The sequence below is a fragment of the Pseudarthrobacter sp. MEB009 genome, from assembly GCF_030208875.1.
GTDB lineage: Bacteria > Actinomycetota > Actinomycetes > Actinomycetales > Micrococcaceae > Arthrobacter.
The window spans coordinates 91,895-113,843 of the sequence record NZ_JARVTC010000005.1; the positions used below are offsets into that span (position 1 = coordinate 91,895).

Annotated in this window: 18 protein-coding genes; 14 read left to right on the forward strand and 4 right to left on the reverse strand. The window is 66.4% G+C overall.

Translation table 11 applies throughout. The annotated features are described in order from the left end of the window. The first annotated feature begins 60 nt into the window (after positions 1-60). Positions 61-648 carry a DinB family protein gene (locus QRN07_RS04150; protein ID WP_056597397.1) on the forward strand — a complete coding sequence of 196 codons (588 nt, stop codon included), beginning with the start codon at positions 61-63 and terminating at the stop codon, positions 646-648. Between the two features lie 12 nt (positions 649-660). Here QRN07_RS04150 and QRN07_RS04155 read toward each other — a convergent pair whose 3' ends face one another. Beyond that, positions 661-2,676, reverse strand: coding sequence for a beta-galactosidase (locus QRN07_RS04155; protein WP_050686770.1), 2,016 nt, complete (start codon positions 2,674-2,676; stop codon positions 661-663). Between the two features lie 176 nt (positions 2,677-2,852). Between QRN07_RS04155 and QRN07_RS04160 the strand changes: the two genes are divergently transcribed. The 6 genes from QRN07_RS04160 to QRN07_RS04185 all read left to right on the forward strand — a co-directional run bounded on the left by QRN07_RS04160 (position 2,853) and on the right by QRN07_RS04185 (position 9,448). Beyond that, positions 2,853-4,142 (forward strand): ABC transporter substrate-binding protein, encoded by a 1,290-nt coding sequence (locus QRN07_RS04160; RefSeq protein WP_285240393.1) that lies wholly within the window; start codon positions 2,853-2,855, stop codon positions 4,140-4,142. 30 nt (positions 4,143-4,172) lie between these two features. Further along, positions 4,173-5,126, forward strand: a complete 954-nt coding sequence (locus QRN07_RS04165) for a carbohydrate ABC transporter permease (RefSeq protein WP_050686766.1) — start codon at positions 4,173-4,175, stop codon at positions 5,124-5,126. Beyond that, on the forward strand, positions 5,123-6,040 hold the full coding sequence (locus QRN07_RS04170) for a carbohydrate ABC transporter permease (protein ID WP_285240394.1): 918 nt from the start codon (positions 5,123-5,125) through the stop codon (positions 6,038-6,040). The genes QRN07_RS04165 and QRN07_RS04170 overlap by 4 nt, the downstream gene beginning before the upstream one ends. A gap of 11 nt (positions 6,041-6,051) precedes the next feature. Continuing rightward, positions 6,052-6,681 carry a hypothetical protein gene (locus tag QRN07_RS04175; protein WP_050686761.1) on the forward strand — a complete coding sequence of 210 codons (630 nt, stop codon included), beginning with the start codon at positions 6,052-6,054 and terminating at the stop codon, positions 6,679-6,681. 202 nt (positions 6,682-6,883) lie between these two features. Beyond that, positions 6,884-8,056 carry an MFS transporter gene (locus QRN07_RS04180; protein ID WP_502934777.1) on the forward strand — a complete coding sequence of 391 codons (1,173 nt, stop codon included), beginning with the start codon at positions 6,884-6,886 and terminating at the stop codon, positions 8,054-8,056. Between the two features lie 105 nt (positions 8,057-8,161). Further along, a complete protein-coding gene (locus tag QRN07_RS04185) occupies positions 8,162-9,448 on the forward strand; it encodes an ABC transporter substrate-binding protein (protein ID WP_285240396.1) in 1,287 nt (428 codons plus the stop codon). A gap of 107 nt (positions 9,449-9,555) precedes the next feature. Here the strand turns inward: QRN07_RS04185 and QRN07_RS04190 are convergent, their stop codons facing one another. Both QRN07_RS04190 and QRN07_RS04195 read right to left on the reverse strand, forming a co-directional pair. Further along, entirely contained in the window at positions 9,556-12,963 is a 3,408-nt protein-coding gene (locus QRN07_RS04190) for a family 78 glycoside hydrolase catalytic domain (RefSeq protein ID WP_285240397.1), read from the reverse strand. Beyond that, complete coding sequence (locus tag QRN07_RS04195; RefSeq protein WP_285240398.1) at positions 12,963-14,177, reverse strand: Gfo/Idh/MocA family protein; 1,215 nt, start codon at positions 14,175-14,177, stop codon at positions 12,963-12,965. The genes QRN07_RS04190 and QRN07_RS04195 overlap by 1 nt, the downstream gene beginning before the upstream one ends. 239 nt (positions 14,178-14,416) lie before the next feature. Between QRN07_RS04195 and QRN07_RS04200 the strand changes: the two genes are divergently transcribed. From QRN07_RS04200 to QRN07_RS04225, 6 genes are all read left to right on the forward strand, one after another. After that, a complete protein-coding gene (locus QRN07_RS04200; RefSeq protein WP_285240399.1) occupies positions 14,417-15,139 on the forward strand; it encodes a YesL family protein in 723 nt (240 codons plus the stop codon). A 250-nt stretch (positions 15,140-15,389) separates the two neighbouring features. Beyond that, entirely contained in the window at positions 15,390-16,919 is a 1,530-nt protein-coding gene (locus QRN07_RS04205; RefSeq protein WP_056596495.1) for an extracellular solute-binding protein, read from the forward strand. Positions 16,920-17,006: 87 nt separating this feature from the next. After that, positions 17,007-18,017 carry an ABC transporter permease gene (locus tag QRN07_RS04210; RefSeq protein ID WP_231686099.1) on the forward strand — a complete coding sequence of 337 codons (1,011 nt, stop codon included), beginning with the start codon at positions 17,007-17,009 and terminating at the stop codon, positions 18,015-18,017. Further along, entirely contained in the window at positions 18,017-18,889 is an 873-nt protein-coding gene (locus QRN07_RS04215) for a carbohydrate ABC transporter permease (RefSeq protein ID WP_050686754.1), read from the forward strand. Before QRN07_RS04210 ends, QRN07_RS04215 begins: the two co-directional genes overlap by 1 nt. A gap of 89 nt (positions 18,890-18,978) precedes the next feature. Continuing rightward, entirely contained in the window at positions 18,979-19,683 is a 705-nt protein-coding gene (locus tag QRN07_RS04220) for a rhamnogalacturonan acetylesterase (RefSeq protein WP_056596500.1), read from the forward strand. Continuing rightward, the gene (locus QRN07_RS04225; RefSeq protein ID WP_056596502.1) at positions 19,684-20,349 is read left to right on the forward strand and encodes a DUF1961 family protein; all 666 of its coding nucleotides are present in this window, start codon (positions 19,684-19,686) and stop codon (positions 20,347-20,349) included. Positions 20,350-20,430: 81 nt separating this feature from the next. On the opposite strand, the gene QRN07_RS04230 is transcribed toward QRN07_RS04225, so the two are convergent. Continuing rightward, positions 20,431-21,447 carry a LacI family DNA-binding transcriptional regulator gene (locus QRN07_RS04230; RefSeq protein ID WP_285240400.1) on the reverse strand — a complete coding sequence of 339 codons (1,017 nt, stop codon included), beginning with the start codon at positions 21,445-21,447 and terminating at the stop codon, positions 20,431-20,433. Between the two features lie 151 nt (positions 21,448-21,598). On the opposite strand from QRN07_RS04230, the gene QRN07_RS04235 reads away from it, so the two are divergent. After that, on the forward strand, positions 21,599-21,946 hold the full coding sequence (locus QRN07_RS04235) for an L-rhamnose mutarotase (RefSeq protein ID WP_050686747.1): 348 nt from the start codon (positions 21,599-21,601) through the stop codon (positions 21,944-21,946). The last annotated feature ends 3 nt before the right edge of the window (positions 21,947-21,949 follow it).

Below are 21,949 nucleotides of genomic sequence, written 5' to 3' on the forward strand. Positions count from 1 at the left end.
GGAATTTCCACACCGCGCAGAAGCTGCCAATCGGACCCTGTTGCCGGTAGCGTGCAGGACATGGACCACAAGGAGACCCTCCACAGCTACCTGCGGATCCGGCGGCAGGATCTGCTGGGCAAGCTGGACGGCCTGGACGAGTACGACATCCGCAGGCCACTGACCCCCACCGGTACCAACCTGCTGGGACTGGTGAAGCACGTGGCCAGTGTCCAGCTGGGCTACTTCGGCGAAGTGTTTGGCCGGCCGAGCGGACGCCACCTTCCCAGCCTGGACGATGACGCGGCCCCGGACTCGGACATGTGGGCCACCGCCGCGGAGAGCCGGGACGACATCGTTGAGCTGCATCACTTTTCCGCCGGGCACGCGGACGCCACCATCGAGGCGCTGCCCCTGGACGCCGCGGGCGCCGTCCCGTGGTGGCCAGTCGAGCGCAGGGCCGTGACATTGCACCGGATCCTGGTCCACCTATGCGTGGAGACCGCCCAACACACCGGCCACGCCGACATCCTCCGTGAACTGATTGACGGCCAGGCCGGCTTCCGGCCGGGCGATCCCAACCTCACCGACCGTGGTGCGGACGGCTGGGCGGAGCACCATGCCCGAGTGGAAGCCGCGGCCAGGGCGGCGTCCAAAACGCAGCCCTGACCGGCCCCCGGCTCAGTCCTCCGCGATGACCGCCACCAGCCCGGCCCCCACGGAACCGGCGAAAGCCTCGCCGGTCAGCACATCCGTGCCGGCAGCCCGGACGCTGGCTGCCTCCCGGGTGTGGTTGATGGCGAAAAGGTAGCTGCTGCCGTCCGCCGCGCGGCGCCGGGTCAACTCCACGCCGGGGTCGGCGGCGGCCACCGGGCCAACCCCGGATTCGGCAAGCAGCCTGTCCACCACGGACTCGATGCCCTCCGGGCCGGGGAACGTGGCGAGGTACCACGCAGCGCCGTCGCCAACTGCGTGCCGGGTCAGGGCGGGAACCCCTTCGAGCGGGTATTCCGTGAAGGACCGGATGGCCTCCGCGCCGGTGAGGTGGACGTGTTCGCTCCAGACGGCGGCAACGGTGCCGTCGTCCAGCTTCAGCGCGGACCCGGCCAGCAGCGGGTGGAATTCCTCCACGCGGATGCCCAGCAGGTCCCGGAAGGCGCCGGGGTAGCCGCCCAGCCGGACGTGGTCCGAGCCGTCCACAATGCCGCTGAAGTAGCTGACCAGCACGGTGGCGCCGGCGGCCGCAGCAGCAGCAACCGAGGCCGCGGCTTCGTCGCTGACGGCGTAGAGCGTGCAGACGAGCACCAGGTCGTAGCCGGCCAGGGAAGCCGACGGGTGGACGATGTCAACGGAGACGCCCCGCAGGAACAGGGACCGGTGGAAGGCGCGCAGCACATCCAGGTACTTCACGTCTTGGCTGGGCTTGGAATCTATTTCGCTGGCCCACCAGGCCTCGTAATCAAAGACAATGGCCGCCCGCGATTCCACCCGGGAACCACGCACGGGCGCCAGCCGCTGCAGCGCGCCGCCGAGTTCCACCACCTCGCGCCATACCCGTGTGTCCCGGCCGGCGTGCGGGACCATGGCCGAATGGAACTTCTCGGAGCCGGCAAAGCTCTGCCGCCACTGGAAGAACATCACGGCGTCCGCGCCCCGGGCCACGTGCGCCAGCGAGTTGCGGAGCATTTCACCGGGCATCTTGGGCTGGTTGCGCGGCTGCCAGTTAACGGCCGACGTCGAATGTTCCATCAGGATCCACGGGTCGCCGCCCGCAATTCCCCGGGTGAGGTCCGCGCTGAACGCCAGTTCGATGTGCCGTTCGGGGTCGGCCGCCACCAGGTAGTGGTCGTTGGCGATGACGTCCAGGTCCTTGGCCCAGTCGAAGTAGTCCATGGATTTGGTGGCGCTGGACGCCATGAGGTTGGTGGTGCAGGGGACCGCGGGCGTGATCTCCCGCAGGACCGCCACGAGGTCGCGGTAATAGTCCATCAGCGCCCACGAGTTGAAGCGCTGGAAGTCGAGCTGCTGGCCGGGGTTCAGGGTGCTGGGCGCGGCGGACGGCGGCAGGATCTCGTCGAAGGCGCCGTAGTTCTGGCTCCAGAACGCGGTACCCCAGGCGGCGTTCAACGCGCCGATATCGCCGTAGCGCCGTTCCAGCCACACGCGGAACGCCGCTGCGTCTTCCGGGCCGTAGAACTCAGAGACGTGGCAGCCCAGTTCGTTGTCCACATGCCAGAGCGCCAGGGCGGGGTGGTCCTTGTAGCGTTCGGCCAGTTTGCGGGTGATCCCGGTGGCGTAGCGGCGATACGCGGCCGACGACGGGGTGTAGTGCCGCCGTGAGCCCGGTCCCAGCACGGTACCGTCAGCCGTCACCGGGAGGATTTCCGGATGTTTGCGGACCAGCCAGGCCGGCGGCGCCGCCGTGGCGGTGGCCAGGGCCACCTTCACGCCGATGCCCGCCAGGTTGTCCAGCACCTCATCCAGCCAGCCGAAGTCGTAGGTGCCTTCGCTGGGTTCCAGCAGCGCCCACGAAAAGATGCCCACGCTGAGGAAGTTCACGCCGGCTTCCTGCATCAGCTCAAGGTCTTCCAGGCGCACGCTGGTGGGCCACTGCTCAGGGTTGTAGTCGCCGCCGAAGCCGATACCGTCCACGTTGTTCCACACGCTTGCCGGGCCGATGGGTTCCTGCGCTGTCATGGGACTCCTTTGTCTGCTGAAGGGCCGGAATTTGGTAGGACATCTGATCATTGGAAAACGCTTGCCCAAATTCCGGAATAGGGATATTGTATCGTTTCAGAAGCCGTGTAAGCCAGCTCACTGCCCGTGTTGTGGTGAGACCGAAGGTATTACACACATCGAGCAAGGAGGCTCCCGTGATCAACAGAAGGCACTTCATCACCACCGTCGCCGTCGGCACCGCATCTGCCGCGGCACTGGCTGCGTGTGGAACAGGATCCAGCAGCTCCGGCGAAACCGGTTCAGCGGAAAAACCCGTCACCATCAACTACACCTGGTGGGGCAACGATGACCGCGCCGAGCGCACCCGCAAGGCCATTGCCTTGTTTGAGTCCAAAAACGCGGACATCAAGGTTAACGGCAACTTCACCGATTTCGCCGGCTACTGGCAGAAGCGTGCCACCGAAGCTGCCGGCGGCGGCCTGCCGGACGTAATGCAGTGGGACCTGTCCTACCTGCGGGACTACGGCCAGCGCAACCAGCTCCTGGACCTCAGCACCGTGAAGATCAACACGGACGCCTTCGAGAAGTCCCTGCTGCCGTCGGGCCAGATCAAGGGCAAGACCTTCGGCATCCCCACCAGCACCAACGCCTTCGCCGTTTACTACGACCCCGCCAAGCTGGCTTCACTGGGCATCGCCGAACCGGATGGCAGCTGGACCTACAAGGAATTCAACGAATTCCTTGTGTCCGTGGGCAGCAAGAGCAACGGGGCCCTCTTCGGCAGCACCGACTACACCGGTGTCTGGTGGATGTTCAACGTCTGGCTGCGCCAGAACAACATCGAAGCCTTCACTTCGGAGGGCAAGCTCGGCTTCAGCAAGGACGACCTGAAGAAGTGGTGGAACCTCACCGCCGACCTGCGCGGCACCCCCGCCATCATTTCCGAAGAGCGGGTTACCCAGCTGGCACCCAAGTCACCGTTCGGATCCAACGTCACGGCCACGGAGGTCACGTGGGACAACTTCATGGCGGGCTACCTCGGTGACAGCGGCGCCAAGGAACTCAAGCTTGTGCCGGTTCCGTCGGACGATAAGGACAACCTGGGCCTGTTCCTGAAGCCCTCCATGCTGATGGTTGCCAGCGCCAAGACCAAATACAAGGACGCGGCAGCCCGCTTTATCGACTTTATGGTCAATGACCCCGAGGTGGGCCAGATCTTCAAGACCTCCCGCGGCGTTCCGGCGTCCAAGACCCAGCGGGACGGCACCACCTTCGAAGGAACCGACAAGGTGGTGGTGGATTACGAAACCTCCATCGCGCAGTACCTCAAGGACGCTCCCGAGCCCCCGATCGTGGGCTTCGGCACGCTTGAAACCTCTTTCAAGCGGGTTGCCTCGGACCTGAACTACGGCAAGCTCGACATCAACGGTGCCGCCGATGCCTGGTTCAAGGAAGCCGAAGACCTCATCAAGCAGAATGCCTGACCCAGGCTTCATGACTGACGGACTGAACTCGTGACTCAAAGCCCAACCCTGAGCAGGCGTTCAGCGACGTCCGCTTCCTCGCTGCCGCGCAAGTCGCGGCAGCGAGGGGTGGACGCACGCGCCGGCTATACGTTCCTCTTGCCCTGGCTGCTGGGATTCATTGTCCTGACCCTTGGACCGATGGTTTCCTCGCTGTACCTCTCCTTCACCAACTACAACCTGTTCGACCCGCCCAAGTGGATCGGGCTGGACAACTACGCCACCATGTTCCAGGACGAACGGTTTATGCAGTCCGTGGGCGTGACCGTGGGCTACGTGGTTTTCGGTACCCCGCTCAAGCTCGCCGCCGCCCTGGCCGTGGCGATGCTGCTCAACAGCGCCCGCATGGGCCAGGGCTTCTACCGCTCCGCGTTCTACGCCCCGTCCCTGATCGGCGCGTCCGTGTCCATCGCCATTGTCTGGAAGGCAATGTTCGGGGACTCCGGCCCTGTGGACCAGGGCCTGTCCTTCTTCGGCATCAACCTGGGCGGCTGGGTGGGCAACCCCACCATGACCATGCCGATGTTCATCCTGCTGACCGTGTGGCAGTTCGGCGCCCCGATGGTGATCTTCCTCGCCGGGCTCAAGCAGATCCCCGCGGACCTCTACGAAGCCGCGTCCATGGACGGTGCCGGCCCGGTGCGTAAGTTCTTCAACATCACCTGGCCCATGCTCTCCCCGGTGGTCTTCTTCAACCTGCTGATGGAAACCATCCACGCGTTCCAGATCTTCAGCTCGGCGTACATCATTTCCAACGGTGAAGGCGGCCCCGCCGGTTCCACCCTCTTCTACACCCTCTACCTGTACCTGCGCGGCTTCTCCGACTTCCGGATGGGTTACGCCTCGGCGATGGCCTGGCTGCTCCTGATCGTTGTGGGCATCATTACCCTGATCATCTTCCGCACGTCCAAGTCCTGGGTCCACTACAGCGGGGACGCAAAATGACAACCATGGCAACCCCCACCCAGTCCACACCCGACGCCCAAATGCCCCAGTACAACCCCAAATCCGAGTCCATGGGCGCCAAGCGGGTCAAAAGCACCCTCTTCCACATCGTGGCCCTGGCACTCACAGCGGTGGTCCTGTACCCGGCGCTGTGGATGGTGGCGTCCTCCTTCAAGCCGAATTCCGAGATCGGCGGCACCAACACCTCGCTGTGGTCCAGCAACTTCAGCATGGACAACTTCGTCACGGCGATGGACGGGATCGGCGGGGTCACCACCCTGCAATTCTTCACCAACTCCCTGATCCTGGCCGTCGGCGCCGTCGTCGGCACCGTCCTCTCAGCCAGCGTTTCGGCTTACGCCTTTGCCCGGATCAAGTTCCCCGGCCGCAGCGTGTTCTTCGGCATGATGATCGCCACCCTGCTCCTGCCCTTCCACGTGGTGATCATTCCGCAGTACATCATCTTCAACCAGCTGGGCCTGGTGGACACCTACGTTCCACTGCTGATCGGCAAGTTCCTCGCCGCTGATGCGTTCTTTGTGTTCCTGATGGTCCAGTTCATGCGCAACCTCCCGGCAGAACTGGACGAGGCTGCCCGGATCGACGGCGCCGGCCACGTGCGGATCTTCACCTCGATCATGCTTCCACTGATGAAACCGGCGCTGATTTCGACGTCGATCTTCTCCTTCATCTGGAGCTGGAACGACTTCCTGGGCCCCCTGCTGTACCTGAACACCCCGGACAAGTACCCGCTTCCGCTGGCGCTGCGGCTCTTTGTGGACCAGACCCAGTCCTCCGACTACGGCGCCATGATCGCCATGTCCGTCCTGGCGCTGCTGCCGGTGCTGATCTTCTTCCTGATCTTCCAGCGGTACATTGTTGAAGGCGTCTCCACCCAGGGCCTCAAAGGCTGACGGAGCAGGAAATGAGCATCATGGACAGCACCACACCCGTACCGGGCCGGCCGGAGCCCCTCCCGGTGAACCGCTTCGCGCTGTTTTCCGAAACCCTGCTGGCGGGGGTGCTGGTGCTGGTGCTGTCCATTCCGCTGGTCACCATCCCCGCAGCCTATGCCGCCGGCATCGCCCACCTGGAACGCCACCTCTCGGGCCGCGACGATTCCGTCCGGAGCCTTTGGGGAACGTTCCGGGCGGCGCTGCCCGGCAGCTGGAAACTGGGAATCACGACGGCGGCCGCCGCCGTCGTGATTATCCTCAACCTTCTCCTCGCCTGGGTGGGCCAGCTGCCGGGCCGGGAAGTGGTGCTTCCCGCCACCCTGGTCCTGGCCACCTGCGCCACCATTTTGCTGCTGCGCACCGCGTCCGCCTGGTCCGACTTCGCCGGGGACCGGGCCGATGCCAGGGGAACCTGGCAGTCCGCGCTGGCCGCTGCGCAGTCGATCTCCCTCCGGGACTGGACCGGCTCGGTCCTGCTGGCCGTGGCGATCTTCGGTTCCGTGGTGTTTGTCTGGATGCTGGTGGCCCTGTTTGTGGTGGTCCCCGGCATGCTGGTCCTCGCTTCCGCTGCCGTGAAAATCCGTTCAGCCCGCGCCTGAAGCACCCGCGGGGCCCATTCCGGCGGCCCGCCCTGTTTTAATGCCCATCACTACCGAGTTGAGCGACGTGTCCCCCGAGCAGCACCCCGCCGAATGCTCCAGCTCCGCCAACCCCCGGACCCGTTCCGGCCCGCTGCCCGCCGCGGGCCAGCTGCGCTGGTACCACCCGCTGCTGCGGCACAACTACCGGCTTTACCTGGGCATGCAGCTGGCAGGCAGCGTGGGAGTCTGGATGCAGCGGCTGGCCCAGGACTGGCTGGTGCTGCAGCTGACCGGCAGTCCCGCGGCGGTGGGCGTGGCCGTGGCGCTGCAGTTCCTGCCCATGCTGATTGTGGGTCCGCTGGCCGGACTGGTGGTGGACCTGTTCCCGAAGCGCAGGATCATGATGGTGTGCCAGTCGGTCATCATCCTCCTGGCGCTGGGCCTGGCGGCGTGGGTCGCCTCCGGCTCCATCACAGTTTGGGCGGTGTACGCCAGCTGCGTGGCGCTGGGCATCACCGCGGCGGTTGACCAGCCTGCCCGCCAGGTTTTTGTCAACGAGGTGGTGGGGGACGCGGCGCTGCGGCCGGCGATCGGGCTCAACAACGCCCTGGGCCAGCTGGGCGCCATGGCCGGGCCGGCACTGAGCGGAATCCTGATTGCCCAGGCCGGATCCGCAGCGGCCTTTGCCGCCAACGCCCTGATCGGGTTGCTGGTGCTGGGCCTGATTGCGGCCATGCGCAGCGCTGAGCTGCACCCCGGCACTCCTGCGGTGCGGGGCCGAGGCCAGCTCCTGGCCGGTTTCAGCTACGTGCGGGACCGGCCCAGGCTGCTGCTCACCATCCTGCTGGCCGGCCTGCTGGGTGCGTTTGGAATGAACGGTCCGGTGGTGCTGGCTGCCTTCGCGGAACGCGTCTGGCACAACGGGGTGGCAGGCTTTGGCCTGTTCAACACCGTCAGCGCCGTGGGCGCCCTTGCCGGCGCGCTGCTCGCCGCGAGGCTGGGACGGATGGGCCGGAAGGGCATCGTGGCCGCCGCCGCAGGCTTTGGCATCGCCCAGGCTGCTGCGGCATTGATGCCCACCGTGGAGACGTTTATGGTGATGCTGGTGGTGGTGGGGCTGATGACCCTGCTGTTCCTGACCAGCGCAGCCACCGCCGTCCAACTCGAGGCCGGGCCGGCTGTCCGCGGGCGGGTCATGGCCCTGTATCTGCCGTTGCTGATGGGCGGGCACGCCCTGGGTGGACTGCTGGCCGGCTGGCTGACGGAACAGTTCGGCGTCCGGACCGGGCTGGTGGTGACGGGCGCACTTTGTGTGGTGTCCGCCGTCGTGATTGGCCTGCTCCTGTGGCTCCACGGCCGTCGCGTGCGGGTCCGCAGCACCGCCGGTGATTGAAAAAGTAAGATTCTGTGAGGTCTTGACGCGTAATTCACATCACACTTAGTCTGGTTCGGAAAGCGGTTTCTATGGACGCTCCACTGCCAGAACAGAGGATGAACAATGATGTTTCGCGCCAAAAAGCCCGCCCTTCCCGCAACAGCGGCCCTGCTCACGGCGGTGGTCCTGGCCGTCTCGGGTTGTGGGGGTGCGCCGGCGGACCAGGATGGGCCGGTCACGCTGCGGTTCAGCTGGTGGGGTTCGGACACCCGCCATAAGCTCACCGAGAAGCTGATTGCTGCCTTCGAGGCTGAAAACCCCAACATTAAGGTGAAGGGGGAGTATGGCGACTGGAGTGGTTACTGGGACAAGCTGGCCACGCAGGTGGCCTCCCAGGATGCGCCGGACGTCATCCAGATGGACGCCGCCTATCTGGGCGAGTACTCCGGGCGCGGTGCCCTGCTGGAGCTCAAGGACGTGGATCTGTCCAAATTCGACCAGCCCGTGGCGGATTCCGGCAAGGTGGACGGCAAGCAGTATGCCGTGACCAGCGGCGTGAACGCCATGGTGGTGCTGGCCAACCCGGCCCTGGTTGCCGCCAGCGGTGTCGCACTGCCGGATGACAAGACCTGGACCTGGGACGACCTCGATTCCACGGCTGCGGACATCACCAAGGCCAGCGCTGACGGCGTATACGGAACCGGGCAGGTCAACAGCGACGCCGCTGCCAACCTGTGGTTCCGGCAGCACGGCAAGTCCCTGTTCACCAGCGACGGCAAACTCGGCTTTGACGAGGCAGCCCTGACGGAGTGGTACGAGTACCAGGCCAGGATGCGCGATTCGAAAGCTGTTCCGCCCGCTTCCATCATTACCGAGGATGCCAGCGCCTCAATTGACCAGCAGGGCCTGGCCACCGGACGGTTCGTGATGAACATGTACTGGTCCAACCAGCTGGGTGCGCTCAGCAAGGCATCCGGGCAGGACCTGGCCATCCTCCGGCCGCCAAGCGTTGCCGGCAAGGCCGCGGAAGCCCAGCAGTTTTACAAGTCGTCCATGTTCTGGTCCGCCAGCTCCAGGACAAAGCACCCGGCCGAGGCGCAGAAGTTCATCGACTTCGTCACCAACAACGCTGCCGCCGGTGACATCGGGCTTGCAGACCGGGGCATTCCGGCCAACTCCGACATCAGGGCAGCCGTGGCCGACAAGCTGACCCCGGCCGATGCCAAGACGGCCAAATTCATCGACGAGATCTCCAGTGAGCTGGGCGGTGCGGTCCCCGTGCCGCCGGCCGGTGGCAGCGCCGCCGTCGAGGCCCTGACCCGCTACTCCCTGGAAGTCCACTTCAGCCGGTTGTCACCGGCGGAGGCCGCGAAGCGGGCCCTTTCGGAAGCGCAGAGCGCGCTCCTCTAGGCGGCCGCCCACCTACCCACCCCGCGAGATGGCACTTGGCGGCAGTCGCGGTGCCGAACATTGCCGCGAAGTGCCATCTCGCGCAAGGGTCTGTTGGGAGCGGATGCTTATCCTGTTGTGGGCGTGAACACCCAAGCGCCCGGGTGGACCCGGAAGTCCCGGGTGGATCCGGCATTGCCTTCGTCTTCCGGGCCGGAGCGCACGACGGCGGCCGCCGCCCCCGGGCCTTCGACCTTGTAGGTGCCGGCCGGCAGGCGGACGGCAGCGGTGACGCCGGCCGGAACCGTAAGTTCCAGGTGCATCAGCCCGCCGGCCCGTCGCCAGGCCACGGCGACGTTTCCGCTGGCCACCGGGACTGAACCGTGGGCGTGCGCCAACCGGCACAGCGGCGGCTCCACCAGGACCTCGCTGCCGCCGGGCACCGTGAAGCGGACGCCCAGCAGGTGCTCCAGGATTTCCTTGACCACGGAGGCCGACCAGGCGTGCGACTGGCTGTAGTCGGTGCCCTCAACCAGGTCCCAGGCTTCCCAGGTGAACGAGGCGCCGCGCTCCAGCAACGCAGCCCACCCTGGCTGGTCCTTGGTTGTCAGGAGGTCAAGGACCGCATCCGTCAGGCCCGCCGCCAGCAACGCCCGCAGCAGCCGGTGCACCGTGAGCGGGCCCTGTTGCATCCCCATCCCAGCTGCCCGGCGGGCATCGGCGGCTGTATGCGCCGGGTCCGTGATGCCCAGCGAGAGCGGGAAGGACGTTGCATGCTGGGAGGCGTGGGAGCTGGGTGTGCCGTCGGCGTGCAGCCCATCCACCATCACGCCGTCCACCCGCAGCCGGGTACGGATGGAGTGCCCAAGGGTGCGTGCAGCCGCTGCATACCGGATGCCTGCTTCCTCCTGGCCGGCGGCGGCGCAGAGTCCGGCCGTGGCCAGCAGCGCCGAATAGGCCTGGGCGTTGACGGTGGTCTTGGCGGCGCAGGCCATGTCGTACCCGAACCGGCCGGGCTCCGGCCAGTCAACGATGCCGTGCAGGTAAGGCCCGGAGCCGCCGCCCAGTTCGGTGACCAGTCCCGCCGTCGGCCCTTCCGTGGCGAGGTGGCGCATTGCGTAGTCCGCGGTGTCGCGCAGGTGCGGCAGCAGATCCCCGACCAAGGCAGTGTCACCGGTCCGGTGATGGTATTCGGCCGTCCATTCCGGCAGCATCAGGGAGAAATCCGGGATGTCCCGCTTCCCGTCGCCGTTGGGATAGACGGCGTTGTAGCGGCCGCGCTCGGCCGGGTCCTGCCAGTACCGGGCCGCGGACCAGCCGAACTCCCGAAGCGCCTGGGCGGTGTAGGCATGTTCGCCGAACAGGACCATGGTGGCGTAGGAGATATTGACCGCATCGGCCAGGAACTGGCCCTTTTCGCGGGTGGGGGTGTCCACGAACTGCTCCTGCACGCCGTACAGCGCCGAGTCGCGCAGCAAGCCGAACACGGCATCCAGCGTGGCATCCGAGCTGCCGAAGCTGCCCATTTCCGGGTGCCGGGCATGCACCACAACGGCACCCATCCGGGTCACGTCGCTGGCATCCACGCCGGGAAGCTCGAGGTACCGGAAGCCCAGGTGCACGGCGGCCCGGAAGCGTTGCGGCCCCGCCGCCTGGGTGTAGGGGAAGGACATGTCCGTGTTTTGGCTGGCTGTTTTGCCGGCATCCACGCGGCCGTCCGGCCGCAGGGTGTAGCCGGCCCGGATCAGGACCGTCCGGCCCGGGACGCCGGCGCGGAAAACGACTTCCGGCCGGCCGGGCAGGACCTGGCCGAAATCAGCCACCAGCGTGCCGTCCTCGGCCCGCAGGAAAGCCTGCGGTGCCACGAAGTCCTCGGCCATCGACGTCCGCCGGGGGTGCAGCAGGGGAAAGTCCGCCACCGGGTGCCTGCCCAGGCTGATGGCGTGTGGAAGGTCCGTGATGGCGGGCGGCGCCGCTGCTGCCAGGCCGTCCAGGTGCTCCACGGGGTCGCCCTCATCGTTGCGGTAACCAGCCTGCCGGTAGGGCGCTTCGCCCGCGTGCCAGTCCGGCCCGGAGCCGAAGACCTCGCGCCGGCCGTCGTTGTAGTCCACGCTGAGCCGGACCAGCAGGCCGGGCAGGCCCGCCGCCCGGCCCTGGCCCGGGCCGTACCAGTGCAGCACGGCAGTGAGCGGAACCGGGATGCCCGTGGGCTGGGCGGCGAGCAGGGCCGTGACGTCTGCCGCATCATAGTAGCCCTCGCCGGGGTAGCCGAACGAGGTGCTGGACAGCGCGGGCACGCCGGCCAGGGCGAGCTGCGCGTGATGGTTGGCGGCCATAAACAGCCGGGCCCGCCGGACGGTGCCGGTCAGCGGGAGATCCTTACGGAAGATCGTCCACTCGTCCGGCTGCCGGTGTGCCGTGGTGTGCGGCCAGTGGGCCAGGCACGCGGCGGCGTGGTTTTCGGTGCCGTCGAACCGGTGGTCCAGCAGCAGGGCATCCTGTGGGGCGGTCTTTCCGGCCGGCGCTGCCGCTGCGGATCCGGTGATGCGCAGCGAGGCGTACTCCGCCTGGCTGCGCGGGCCCTGATGCAGGGCCAGCCGGCCGTACGGCCTGAACGCGGGGGAGTCCGGCCCCGGGTGGGGTGCCACGCCGTTCGCAGCGGGTGCTGCCGGGGCTCCTTCTGACGTCTGCACAGCCAGCAGTTCCTCGCCGTCCAGGGCCGCGGTGACGGTGGTTCCGTCGTCCGAGACCACGAGGTTGTGCCAGGACCCGGCGTACAGGTCCTTGCCGGGCAGCCGGGCCTGATGGACCTTGCCCCGGGGCGCGGCCTGAGCCGTGGCCAGGACCTGGGTATCCGGGGTACCGGGGGCCGGGATCTCCCAGTCCGGGGCATGCCGGAGGACCAGGGTGCCCGCCGAATTCAGTTCCAGCAGCAGGCCGGTGCCCGGGCCGGAGCTGCGCAGGATGATCCCGGCCCAGCCCATGGCCGGCCGGAGCCGGGCCACCAGGCGGAAGCTGCGGACCGGCGGGACCGGAACCGGAAGGAACGGCGTGCCGGCCACACGCAATGCGCCGGCCAGGATGGCTGCCGGAACGCGGCCGCCGGGCGCGCGCCGGAGCCATTCGGCGTCCCAGCCGTCCGCGGCGGGCCCCGTGGTGAACGCAGTCGGGCCGCTCCAATCACCAGGGATGCCCGCTGCGTCCAGCACCTGGACCTGCCACGCGTAGTCCGTATCGCCGTCGAGGTCCGGCCCGCCGTACGGAACACCCCGGTGGCCGGCTGCCGGGACGGTGCCCGAGCGCCACAGCACCGCTCCCTGCCCATCCTGCACAACAATCCGGTAGCCGGTTTGCCGGGCCAGCGCGGGATCCGCCCCGGCTGGTTGATCGAACTGCCAGCTGAATGCCGGGCGCAGCGACGCCGTCAGGCACCCTGTCAGCCCATCGGTGAGCAGGCCAACGGCGAGAAGGTGGCCTGCACCGCCGTCGGCCGGGTCTTCATCCAACCCTGCCAGCGGTCCCTCCGTCGCAGGCATCAGGCGGGCAGGGTAAAAGCGGTGGGAGCGGTGCTTGCCCAAGGCAGCCCCAGTTCCCTGAAGGTGGCATGCCGGCTGGTTGCCTGCTCCAGGGCTTCCTCGATGCCCGTCACCACGGCGTGGGCCGCGTCGGCGTCACCGATCCATTGGACGTATGCGCCATCGATCGGCGCGGGCAGCGGGGCGGTCCGGATGGCCTCGAGCACCAGCATAAAGGCGCCGCTGTCCAGCAAGGGGCTGATCAGCCGCTCGCCGTTGCGGCGGTGGGCCAGGAGGTTGCCGGTCAGGTCATCGCGGCCGAAGGTTTCCTCCGTGGTGCCGGCGGCCGTCCGGACGGTCAGCCGGTCCTCGGTGTAGTGGAAGACCGCGGTCCCGGCGGAACCGTGCAGCGTCACATAAGGCTCCACCGACTCCGCCGCGCACAGGGTCAGGGCGCACGTGATGGGCAGCCCGGCCGCGGTGCGGATGCGGATGACGGACGTATCATCCGATTCGATGCTGTTGGCCCGGTACAGCTCCGTTTCCACCGACACGACATCGGCAGTGGTGCGGGCGCCGGCGATCCGGAGGGCCGTGGCCACCGCATGGGCCAGGGGGTTGGTGGCGACGCCGTCCACCACATCCACCCCGTCGATGCTGCGCTTGCCGGCCCAGCGGGAGCGCTTGTAGTAGGCCTTGTCCCGAACCCAGCGGCCAGTGGCTGAGATGCCCTGCAGGGTGCCGATGGTGCCGGCGGCCAGCAGTTCCCCGATGGCCCCGAGTGCATGGGAGCCGAGGCTTTGGAAGCCGATCTGGACGCTCCGGCCACTGGCTGCCGCGGCGTCGGCCAGCCGGTTGAAGTCCGCCAGGGACGCCACGGGCGGCTTCTCCAGGTACAGATCGGCGGATGTGGTGAGCGCGGCAAGGCCCAGCGGCGCGTGGGTCTGGATGGGGGTGGCCACGATGATCAGGTCCAGGTCCTGCGTGCCGGCCAGCAGCTCCGCCAGGCCCGGAAATACAGCCGCCGACGGCGGGACGGAACCTTCGGCGGGTGGCTGCGGATCAGCCACCGCCACCAGGTCAACCTCACCCGCCGCTGCCAGCCGCTCCAGGTTGCGGAGGTGGTGCGTGCCGAACCCGTGCACCCCCACCAACGCGACCCGCGCGGCAGGAGCGGCCAAGGGTCCGCCTTCCGGGTCGGCTTTCGGGGACAGTGTTCCGGCGGGCGTGCCCATGGTTCTCCAGTTCCGCCCCCGTTCCGGGGCAAGGTGATGGTGCCGGCCACGATGCCAGCAAGCGCTTTCCACGTTCAAGTGTGCGCCATGCCCGGCCGGACCGTCCAGCTCTGTAACGATTCAAACCGAGGCTTGACGTTACTGCCGGCAAGGGTCTACATTTTCGAGAAACCGATTACTTACGTGACGTGGACCACGCAAGCCCACAATTCTGCAACGATGGAGAAGGGAGTTGAGCCATGCTGTCTGGAACCTTCAGCGCCCGGGCCTACTCGTTCTTTGACACCCTGCTGTGGATCGCCTGCCTGAACCTGCTGTGGATCGTCTTCGCCCTGCTGGGTCTCGGCATCCTGGGCACAGGCCCGGCCACGGCCTCGGCGCAGATCCTGGTGCGCAAGCGGTCCAGGGGTGAGGCCGCACCCCTGCTGCGTGGCTTTGTGGCCGGCTACTTCCGCAACTTCGTCCGGGCCAACGCCCTGGCGCTGCCGCTGATGGGAGTGTCACTGGCGCTGTTCCTGAACTGGAACTGGTTCGCCGGAGCAGCCGGGGTTCTTGCCGAGGTTATGGCAGCCCTGATCTTTGTGCTGGCCCTCGTTTTTGCCGGCATCGCCTGCCATGTGTTCCCCATGTATGCGCGGTACCAGCTGCCACTGGCGCAGTACCTGCTAATGTCATCACGTTTTGCGGTCCGGCACCTGGCCGGCACCGTGATCCTGCTTTTCGTTTCTGCGGCAGTTTTTTTTGCCAGCAGCAGCCTGCCTGGCCTGATTCCGTTCTTCAGCATCGGCGCCTGGCTGTACATCACCGGTTGGCTCTGCGACCGGTTCTTTACGGCCAACGATGAATCGGTGGCCGACGCCGGGGGAGCAACCGCCACCCCGGCACCTGAACCGGCGGCTGCGGCCACCCTGGTGCCCGGCGCCACGCCGGGCCGGGTCCTGCAGGGGACTACTCCCACCTAAGATCCCGGCGCACGCGGGCCGGTGGTCCGGTGCTGCCAGCAGCCGGCCCGCTTGGCCATCGTGCCCAGCCCTTGCCCTTGCCCTCATCCGTCCCATCCCGCCCTGCCCTGGCCGGCCTTTGCCGCGAAACCGGCCGGCCCACACCGGTCGCCGCACAAACCGGCCACCGCAAAACTGAAACGTATCAACCCAGCACGCCTTACTGAACTGACCCGCACAAGAACCCCGAAGAAGTGGAAAAGGAACAATCATGATCCGTAGGAAACTGACCCTGGCTGCCGCCGTCGTCACCGTTGCTGCCGTCTCCCTCACCGCCTGCAGCGGCGGCGAAACGCCCGCCGCAGACCTCACCAGCGTGTCCATCATGGCCCCGTTCCTCGAAGCGCAGCCGCCCGGCGCGGATGGTGCCGTGCAGAAGAAGCTTGAGGAGCTGACCGGCAAGGACATCAACATCACCTGGACGCCCAACGCCTCCTACGAGGACAAAACCAACATCACCCTGGCGTCCTCCGAGATCCCGCAGGTCATGGTCATCCAAGGCAAAACGCCCGGTTTCGTCAAAAACGCCGAGGCCGGCGCCTTCTGGGACCTCACCGACAAGCTGGCTGCCTACCCCAACCTGAAGACCACGTTCCCGGACATCCAGCAGAACGCCAGCATCAACGGCAAGGTCTACGGCGTCTACCGCGGCCGCGCCCCGATGCGCGCCGCCGTGATGTTCCGCCAGGACTGGCTGGACAAGCTGGGCCTGCAGCCGCCTAAAACCACCGAGGACCTGTACAAGGTGGCCAAGGCCTTCACCGAACAGGACCCGGACGGCAACGGCCAGAACGACACCTGGGGCATCACCATCCCCAAGTGGGGCGCCCTGGGCACCAACAGTCCGTACGACATCATCGAGGAATGGTACGGCGCCGGGAACCGCTGGACCGAGAAGGACGGCAAGCTGATCCCCAGCTTCGAAACCGACGAATTCCTTGAAGCCAACAGGTTCGTCAAAAAGATGGTGGATGAAAAGCTCATCAACCCGGATTTCGCCACCTTTGATGGCACCAAATGGAACGAACCCTTCTTCAACGGCAAGGGCGGCATCATTGTCGACGTCGACTCCCGGGTCAGCGTGCTGGTGACCCTCTTCAAGCAGGCCGACCCCAACAACTTTGAAAACAAGGTGGGCTTCGTGGGGAACCTTGAGGGTCCCGACGGCGAGCTCCACGCCCACCCCTCGGACGGGTACTCGGGCTTCCTGGCCATCCCCAAGACCAGCGTCCGGACCGAAGCGGAACTGACCAAGGTCCTGGAATTCCTCAACACCATGAACGGCAAGGACGTCGCAGTCCTGCTCAACAACGGCATTGAGGGCGTCAACTTCGCCCTGGAAGACGGCAAGGCTGCCACCATCAAGCCTGAAACGGAGGAAGGCAAGGCGGTCAGCACGGATATCAAGAGCTTCGCGCAGCTGGGCATGAACGTGGCCGGCAACACCTTCTACCCGGTCAAGCAGCCCACCGACTACGAGCAGCAGGTCTTCGACAAGCGTACCGAAGTCATGGCCGAGGACCTCAAGAGCGCCGTCTACAACCCGGCAGCACCGTTTGTATCCGCCACCTACGTGGCCAAGGGCGCCCAGTTGGACAACATCGTCTCCGACGCGCGGATCAAGTACCTCGCAGGCCAGACCGATGAGCAGGGGCTGAAGGACGCCATCAAGCTCTGGAACACCAGCGGCGGCGACAAGGTCAAGGACGAGATCAACAAGCTCTGGCAGGACAACAAGTAACAGCCAGTTCCTCCGGGGGCCGGGGCCGGCACTGACGTGCGGTCCCGGCCCGGCCTGACTCCACCACTTCCAGAAAGGAGGCCCTGCATGTCACAGCTGACAGACGCGCTGGCCTCGAACATCGGCGCCGGCGACGGCCCGGGCCTTGGCAAGGGCAAAGGCACGCGCCCCGGGAAACCTGCCAAGGTTCCGCGGGGCAAGTTCTCCGTCCATTTTGCGCACTACAAATGGCTGTACCTGCTCCTCCTTCCCGGGGTGCTGTACTTCGCAGTGTTCCGCTACGGCCCCATGTACGGGGTCAGCATCGCGTTCAAGGAGTACGTCCCGTTCCTGGGCGTCAACGGCAGCCCGTGGGTGGGGTTCTCGCATTTCCAGGACTTCTTCGCCAACCCGGACTTCCCCCGGCTGCTGGGCAACACCCTGATCCTGGCGTTCCTGAACCTGGGCATAGCTTTCCCGCTGACCATCGTCCTGGCCTTGCTGCTGAACGAGGTCCGGCTCAGCATCCTCAAGCGCACAGTGCAGACCCTGGTGTACATTCCGCACTTCCTGTCCTGGACCATCGTCGCGTCGTTGAGCTTCCTGCTCTTCGCCCTGGATATCGGGCCGCTGTTCCAGCTGCTGAACAACCTCATGGGAACCGACATCGACTTCCTGTCCGACCCCGCCTGGTTCCGGCCGCTGATTGTGCTGCAGGACATCTGGAAAAACACGGGCTGGGGCACCATCATCTTCCTCGCCGCCCTGGCCACCGTGGACCAGGACCAGTACGAGGCCGCCATCATCGACGGCGCCGGACGGTTCCGGCGGGTTTGGCACATCACCCTTCCCGGGATCCGTTCCACCATCATTGTGATGCTGATCCTGGCCATCGGACAGACCCTCAACACCGGGTTTGAACAGATCTACCTGATGACCAACGCCTTGAACCGTGAAGTGGCCGATGTGTTTGATACCTACGTCTACTTTGTGGGCATCACCCAGGGCGCCTACAGCTACTCAACGGCCGTTGGCCTGTTCAAATCCCTGGTGGGCATTGTGCTGATCTTCGGCACCAACGCCCTGGCCAAGCGGTTCAACCAGAGCGGACTGTTCTAATGAAGATCCACAACACCACTGGCGGCCGGATTTTCGACGTCGCCAACTACGTTTTCCTGTCCCTGATCGGCATCGTGACGCTGCTGCCGTTCATCTACGTCTTCGCCGGTTCCTTCGCCACGGAAGCGGAGATCACCAGCCGGCCGTTCTTCATCTGGCCCGAGCAGTTCACCCTGGGCGCCTACGAATACATCTTCTCCACCCCGGCGTTCATCCGGGCCCTTGTCACCACCGTGCTGGTGACCGCCGTCGGCACCCTGGTGCAGCTGGCCTTCACGGTGACCATGGCGTACCCGCTGGCCAAAAAGAACCTCCGCGGCCGGCAGGTCATCCTGTCCCTGGTGGTGTTCGCCATGGTGTTTTCCGGCGGTATGATCCCCACGTTCCTGCTGGTCAAGGACCTGGGCCTGCTCAACAGCTACTGGGCGCTGATCCTGCCGGCGGCCATCAACCCGTTCAGCCTGATCATCATCAAGAACTTCTTCCAGGAGCTTCCTGCGGAGCTCGAGGAATCGGCCAAGATGGACGGCGCCACGGAGGTGGGGATCCTCTGGCGGATCCTGCTGCCGCTGTCTAAACCGGTCCTGGCCACATTTGCGCTGTTCTACGCCGTGGGCATCTGGAACGACTTTATGTCCCCGCTGCTGTACCTGTCCGATAACTCCAAGTGGACCCTGCAGATGTACCTCCGCCAGGTCACCGCGGCCTCGGACCTGCTGGGCACGGGGAACGTGGATCCCAACTACATCCCGCCGGAGCAGGGCATCAAGTTCGCCGTGATTGTGGTGGCCACGCTGCCCATCCTGATTTTCTACCCGTTCCTGCAGAAGCACTTCGCCAAGGGAATGCTCATCGGCTCGGTCAAGGGCTAACCCCCACTTGCCCTATCACTTATGGTCCCCAAAACCGGGTTTTGGGGACCATAAGTGATAGGGCAACACGTTGTTTGGAAAGGAATGCAATGAAGATCCTGCTCGCCGGAGACTCCACGGTGGCCGCCTGTCCCGCCTATGAGTTCCCGATGTCCGGCTGGGGTGCCCACCTGGCCCCGCTCACCTACACCTGGGCGGCGGTGCACAACTTCGCCAAGGGCGGGGCCAGCACCGAATCCTTCCGGGCGGAAGGCCTCTGGGACCGGCTCCTCGCGGAAACGGGGGAGGGCGACCTCGTCCTGATCCAGTTCGGCCACAACGACCAGAAGCAGCAGCACCTGGCTGCCCGCACGGGGTACGCCGCCAACCTCCGCACCATGGTCCAGGACGTCCGGAACCTGGGCGGGCTCCCGGTCCTCTGCACCTCCGTGGAGCGGCGGCACTTTGTTGCCGGGCCGTCGTCGGGCGCGGTGCCGGCGGAGAGCCTGGAGGATTATCCGGAGGTGGTCCGCGAGATCGGGCTGGAGCTGGGGCTGCCGGTGCTGGACCTCAATGCCTGGACGCGGGCGCTGTACCGGCAGCTGGGGGAGTCAGGCTCGCGGGCGCTGTTCTGCCACTTCGGACCCGGGGAGCACGCCCACTGGCCGGAAGGGCTGGCGGACAACACACACTTCTCGCAGGAAGGCGCCGCCCGGGTGGCGCGCGAGGTGGCCCGGCAGCTCACCTTGGCCGGGTACGGCCCCGGCGGCGCCGGAGCTGTTCCGGCATTAAGCACGACGGCGGGACGCGCCTAGGTGGGCGCCGCACCAACCGTCCTCTACCGGAACGCCCTGGCCGGGCCCGCGGATGCTGCCGGCTGGGTGGCCGAAGGGCCCTTGGGAATGGGTGCCCGGGACGGTGCCCTGGAACTGTGGGGAACCAGGGACGACGCCGAATTCGGTGATCACGCGCACTGGACCTTCTGGTGCCCGGTGGAATTCCCGGACCGGATCCGGATCAGCTGGGACTTCCTGCCGCTGGCGGAACCGGGCCTGGCCATGCTCTTCTTCGCTGCCGTGGGGCAGGGCGGGACGGACCTGTTCTCCCCGGACCTCGCGCCGCGCACCGGCTACTACCCGCAGTACCACTCGGGGGACATTGACGCCCTGCATGTGTCCTACTTCCGGCACAAGTACGCGTCCGAGCGGGCCTTCCGGACCTGCAACCTGCGCAAAAGCGCCGGCTTTGAACTCGTGGCGCAGGGCGCCGATCCGCTGCCGCCTGCGGAGGATGCCACGGACTTCTACCGGCTGGAGGTGGTCAAGGATGGTCCCCTGGTGGCGTTCAGCGCCAACGGACTGCCGCTCTTCGACTGGACCGATTCCGCTGCCACCACACTGGCCGGCGGCCGCATCGGGTTCCGCCAGATGGCACCGCTCCGGGCGGCCTACCGCAACCTGGTGGTGGAAGCCCTGGCCTGAACCCGCGGCGGCCGTGCCGCCTCGTGCCGCCTTGTGCCGCATCGTGGCGTCCGCCGGGGCGTCCGCCGGGCCAGCGGTGCCTCAGGCAGGACCGGCAGTGCTTTGGCGGACCACCAGTTCCGGGGTGAACACCACGGCGCGGTGGGTGGCGTTCTGCGAGTCGACCTCCTCGACAAGGAGTTCAATGGCGGTGCGCCCCAACGCTTCGGTGGGCTGCCGGACGGAGGACAATGGCACCACGGCGGAGACGGCAAAATCGATGTCGTCATAGCCGATCAGGGCCACGTCATCGGGGATCCTGACGGTATGGGTCATGGTGAGGGACTGCATCACACCCAGGGCCAGGAGATCGTTCGCGCAGAAGATTCCCTCCGGCAAACCGTCCAGGCCGCGCTCCACCAGCATGTTGCCCACGCTCCGCCCGGCCAGCACTGTCTGGCCCTCGGAACCCAGCACCTCCAGCGTGGCACCGGACTCCTCGTCCACCGCCCGCCGGGCACCCTGGAGCCGGTCCGCCACCTGCCGGATGCTGGTGGGTCCGCCCACAAAGGCCAGCCGACGGCGGCCCGTGTCCAGCAGGTGCCGCGCAGCAAGGTACCCGCCGGCGTCGTCATCCACGGCGACGGAGCTGAACTTGGACTCGTCCGCCTGCCGGTCCACCAGGACCGTGGGTACACCGCGCTCGCGGAGCAGGTCCAGGCGCTCGCTCACGTCCCCCACCGGCGAAATCAGCAGGCCCTGGACGCGCTGTTCCTGGAACAGGTCGATGTAGTTCGCCTCCCGGCCGGCGTCGTGGCCGCTGTCGCCAAGCAGTACGGCGCTGCCCTGCAGCGCGGCGGCGTCCTCTGCCGCGCGCACCACGGACGTGAAGAACGGGTTCCCCACGTCGAGGACAATCAGCCCGATGGTCCTGCTGTGTCCGGCACGCAGCTGGCGGGCCGCGTCATTGCGGACAAACCCCAGCTCGTCGATGGCCCGCAGGACGCGGTCCTTGGTCCGTTGGGACACCCGGTCCGGGTAATTGAGAACGTTGGAGACGGTACCCACCGCCACGCTGGCCTGGTTGGCGACGTCCTTGATACTGGCGGTGCGGTTCATGATTCTCCGTGCTGGTAGGCGAAGGTGCCGGGTGTTCCGAACCGCTGCTTGGACAACCGGACGGAATGCTTGACACCCACTCAGGTTCAAGAGTACTTTGAATCGTAACAATGAAACGATTCAAAGTTTGCGAAATTCAGGAGGGTTCCAGATGAGGGTGTGCTTCCGCTCCTCCGTCCAGCCGGCACTGATCGACGAGTACCGTCGCCGCCACGCCGCCGTGTGGCCGGAGATGCTGCAGGCCCTCAAGGATTCCGGCTGGCACAACTACTCGCTGTTCCTTGGCGGGGACGGGCTACTAGTGGGCTACGTCGAGTGCGACGACTTCGATGCCGTCCGGGCCCGGATGGGCCTGACGGAGGTCAATGCCCGCTGGCAGGCGGAAATGGCCACCCTGTTTGAGGACTCCGGCCAGGCGCCCGATGAAGGCTTCCAGGTACTGGAGGAAGTCTTCAACCTTGACGGCCAGCTCGCAGCGGCGGGCACTGCCCCGGGCTGATCC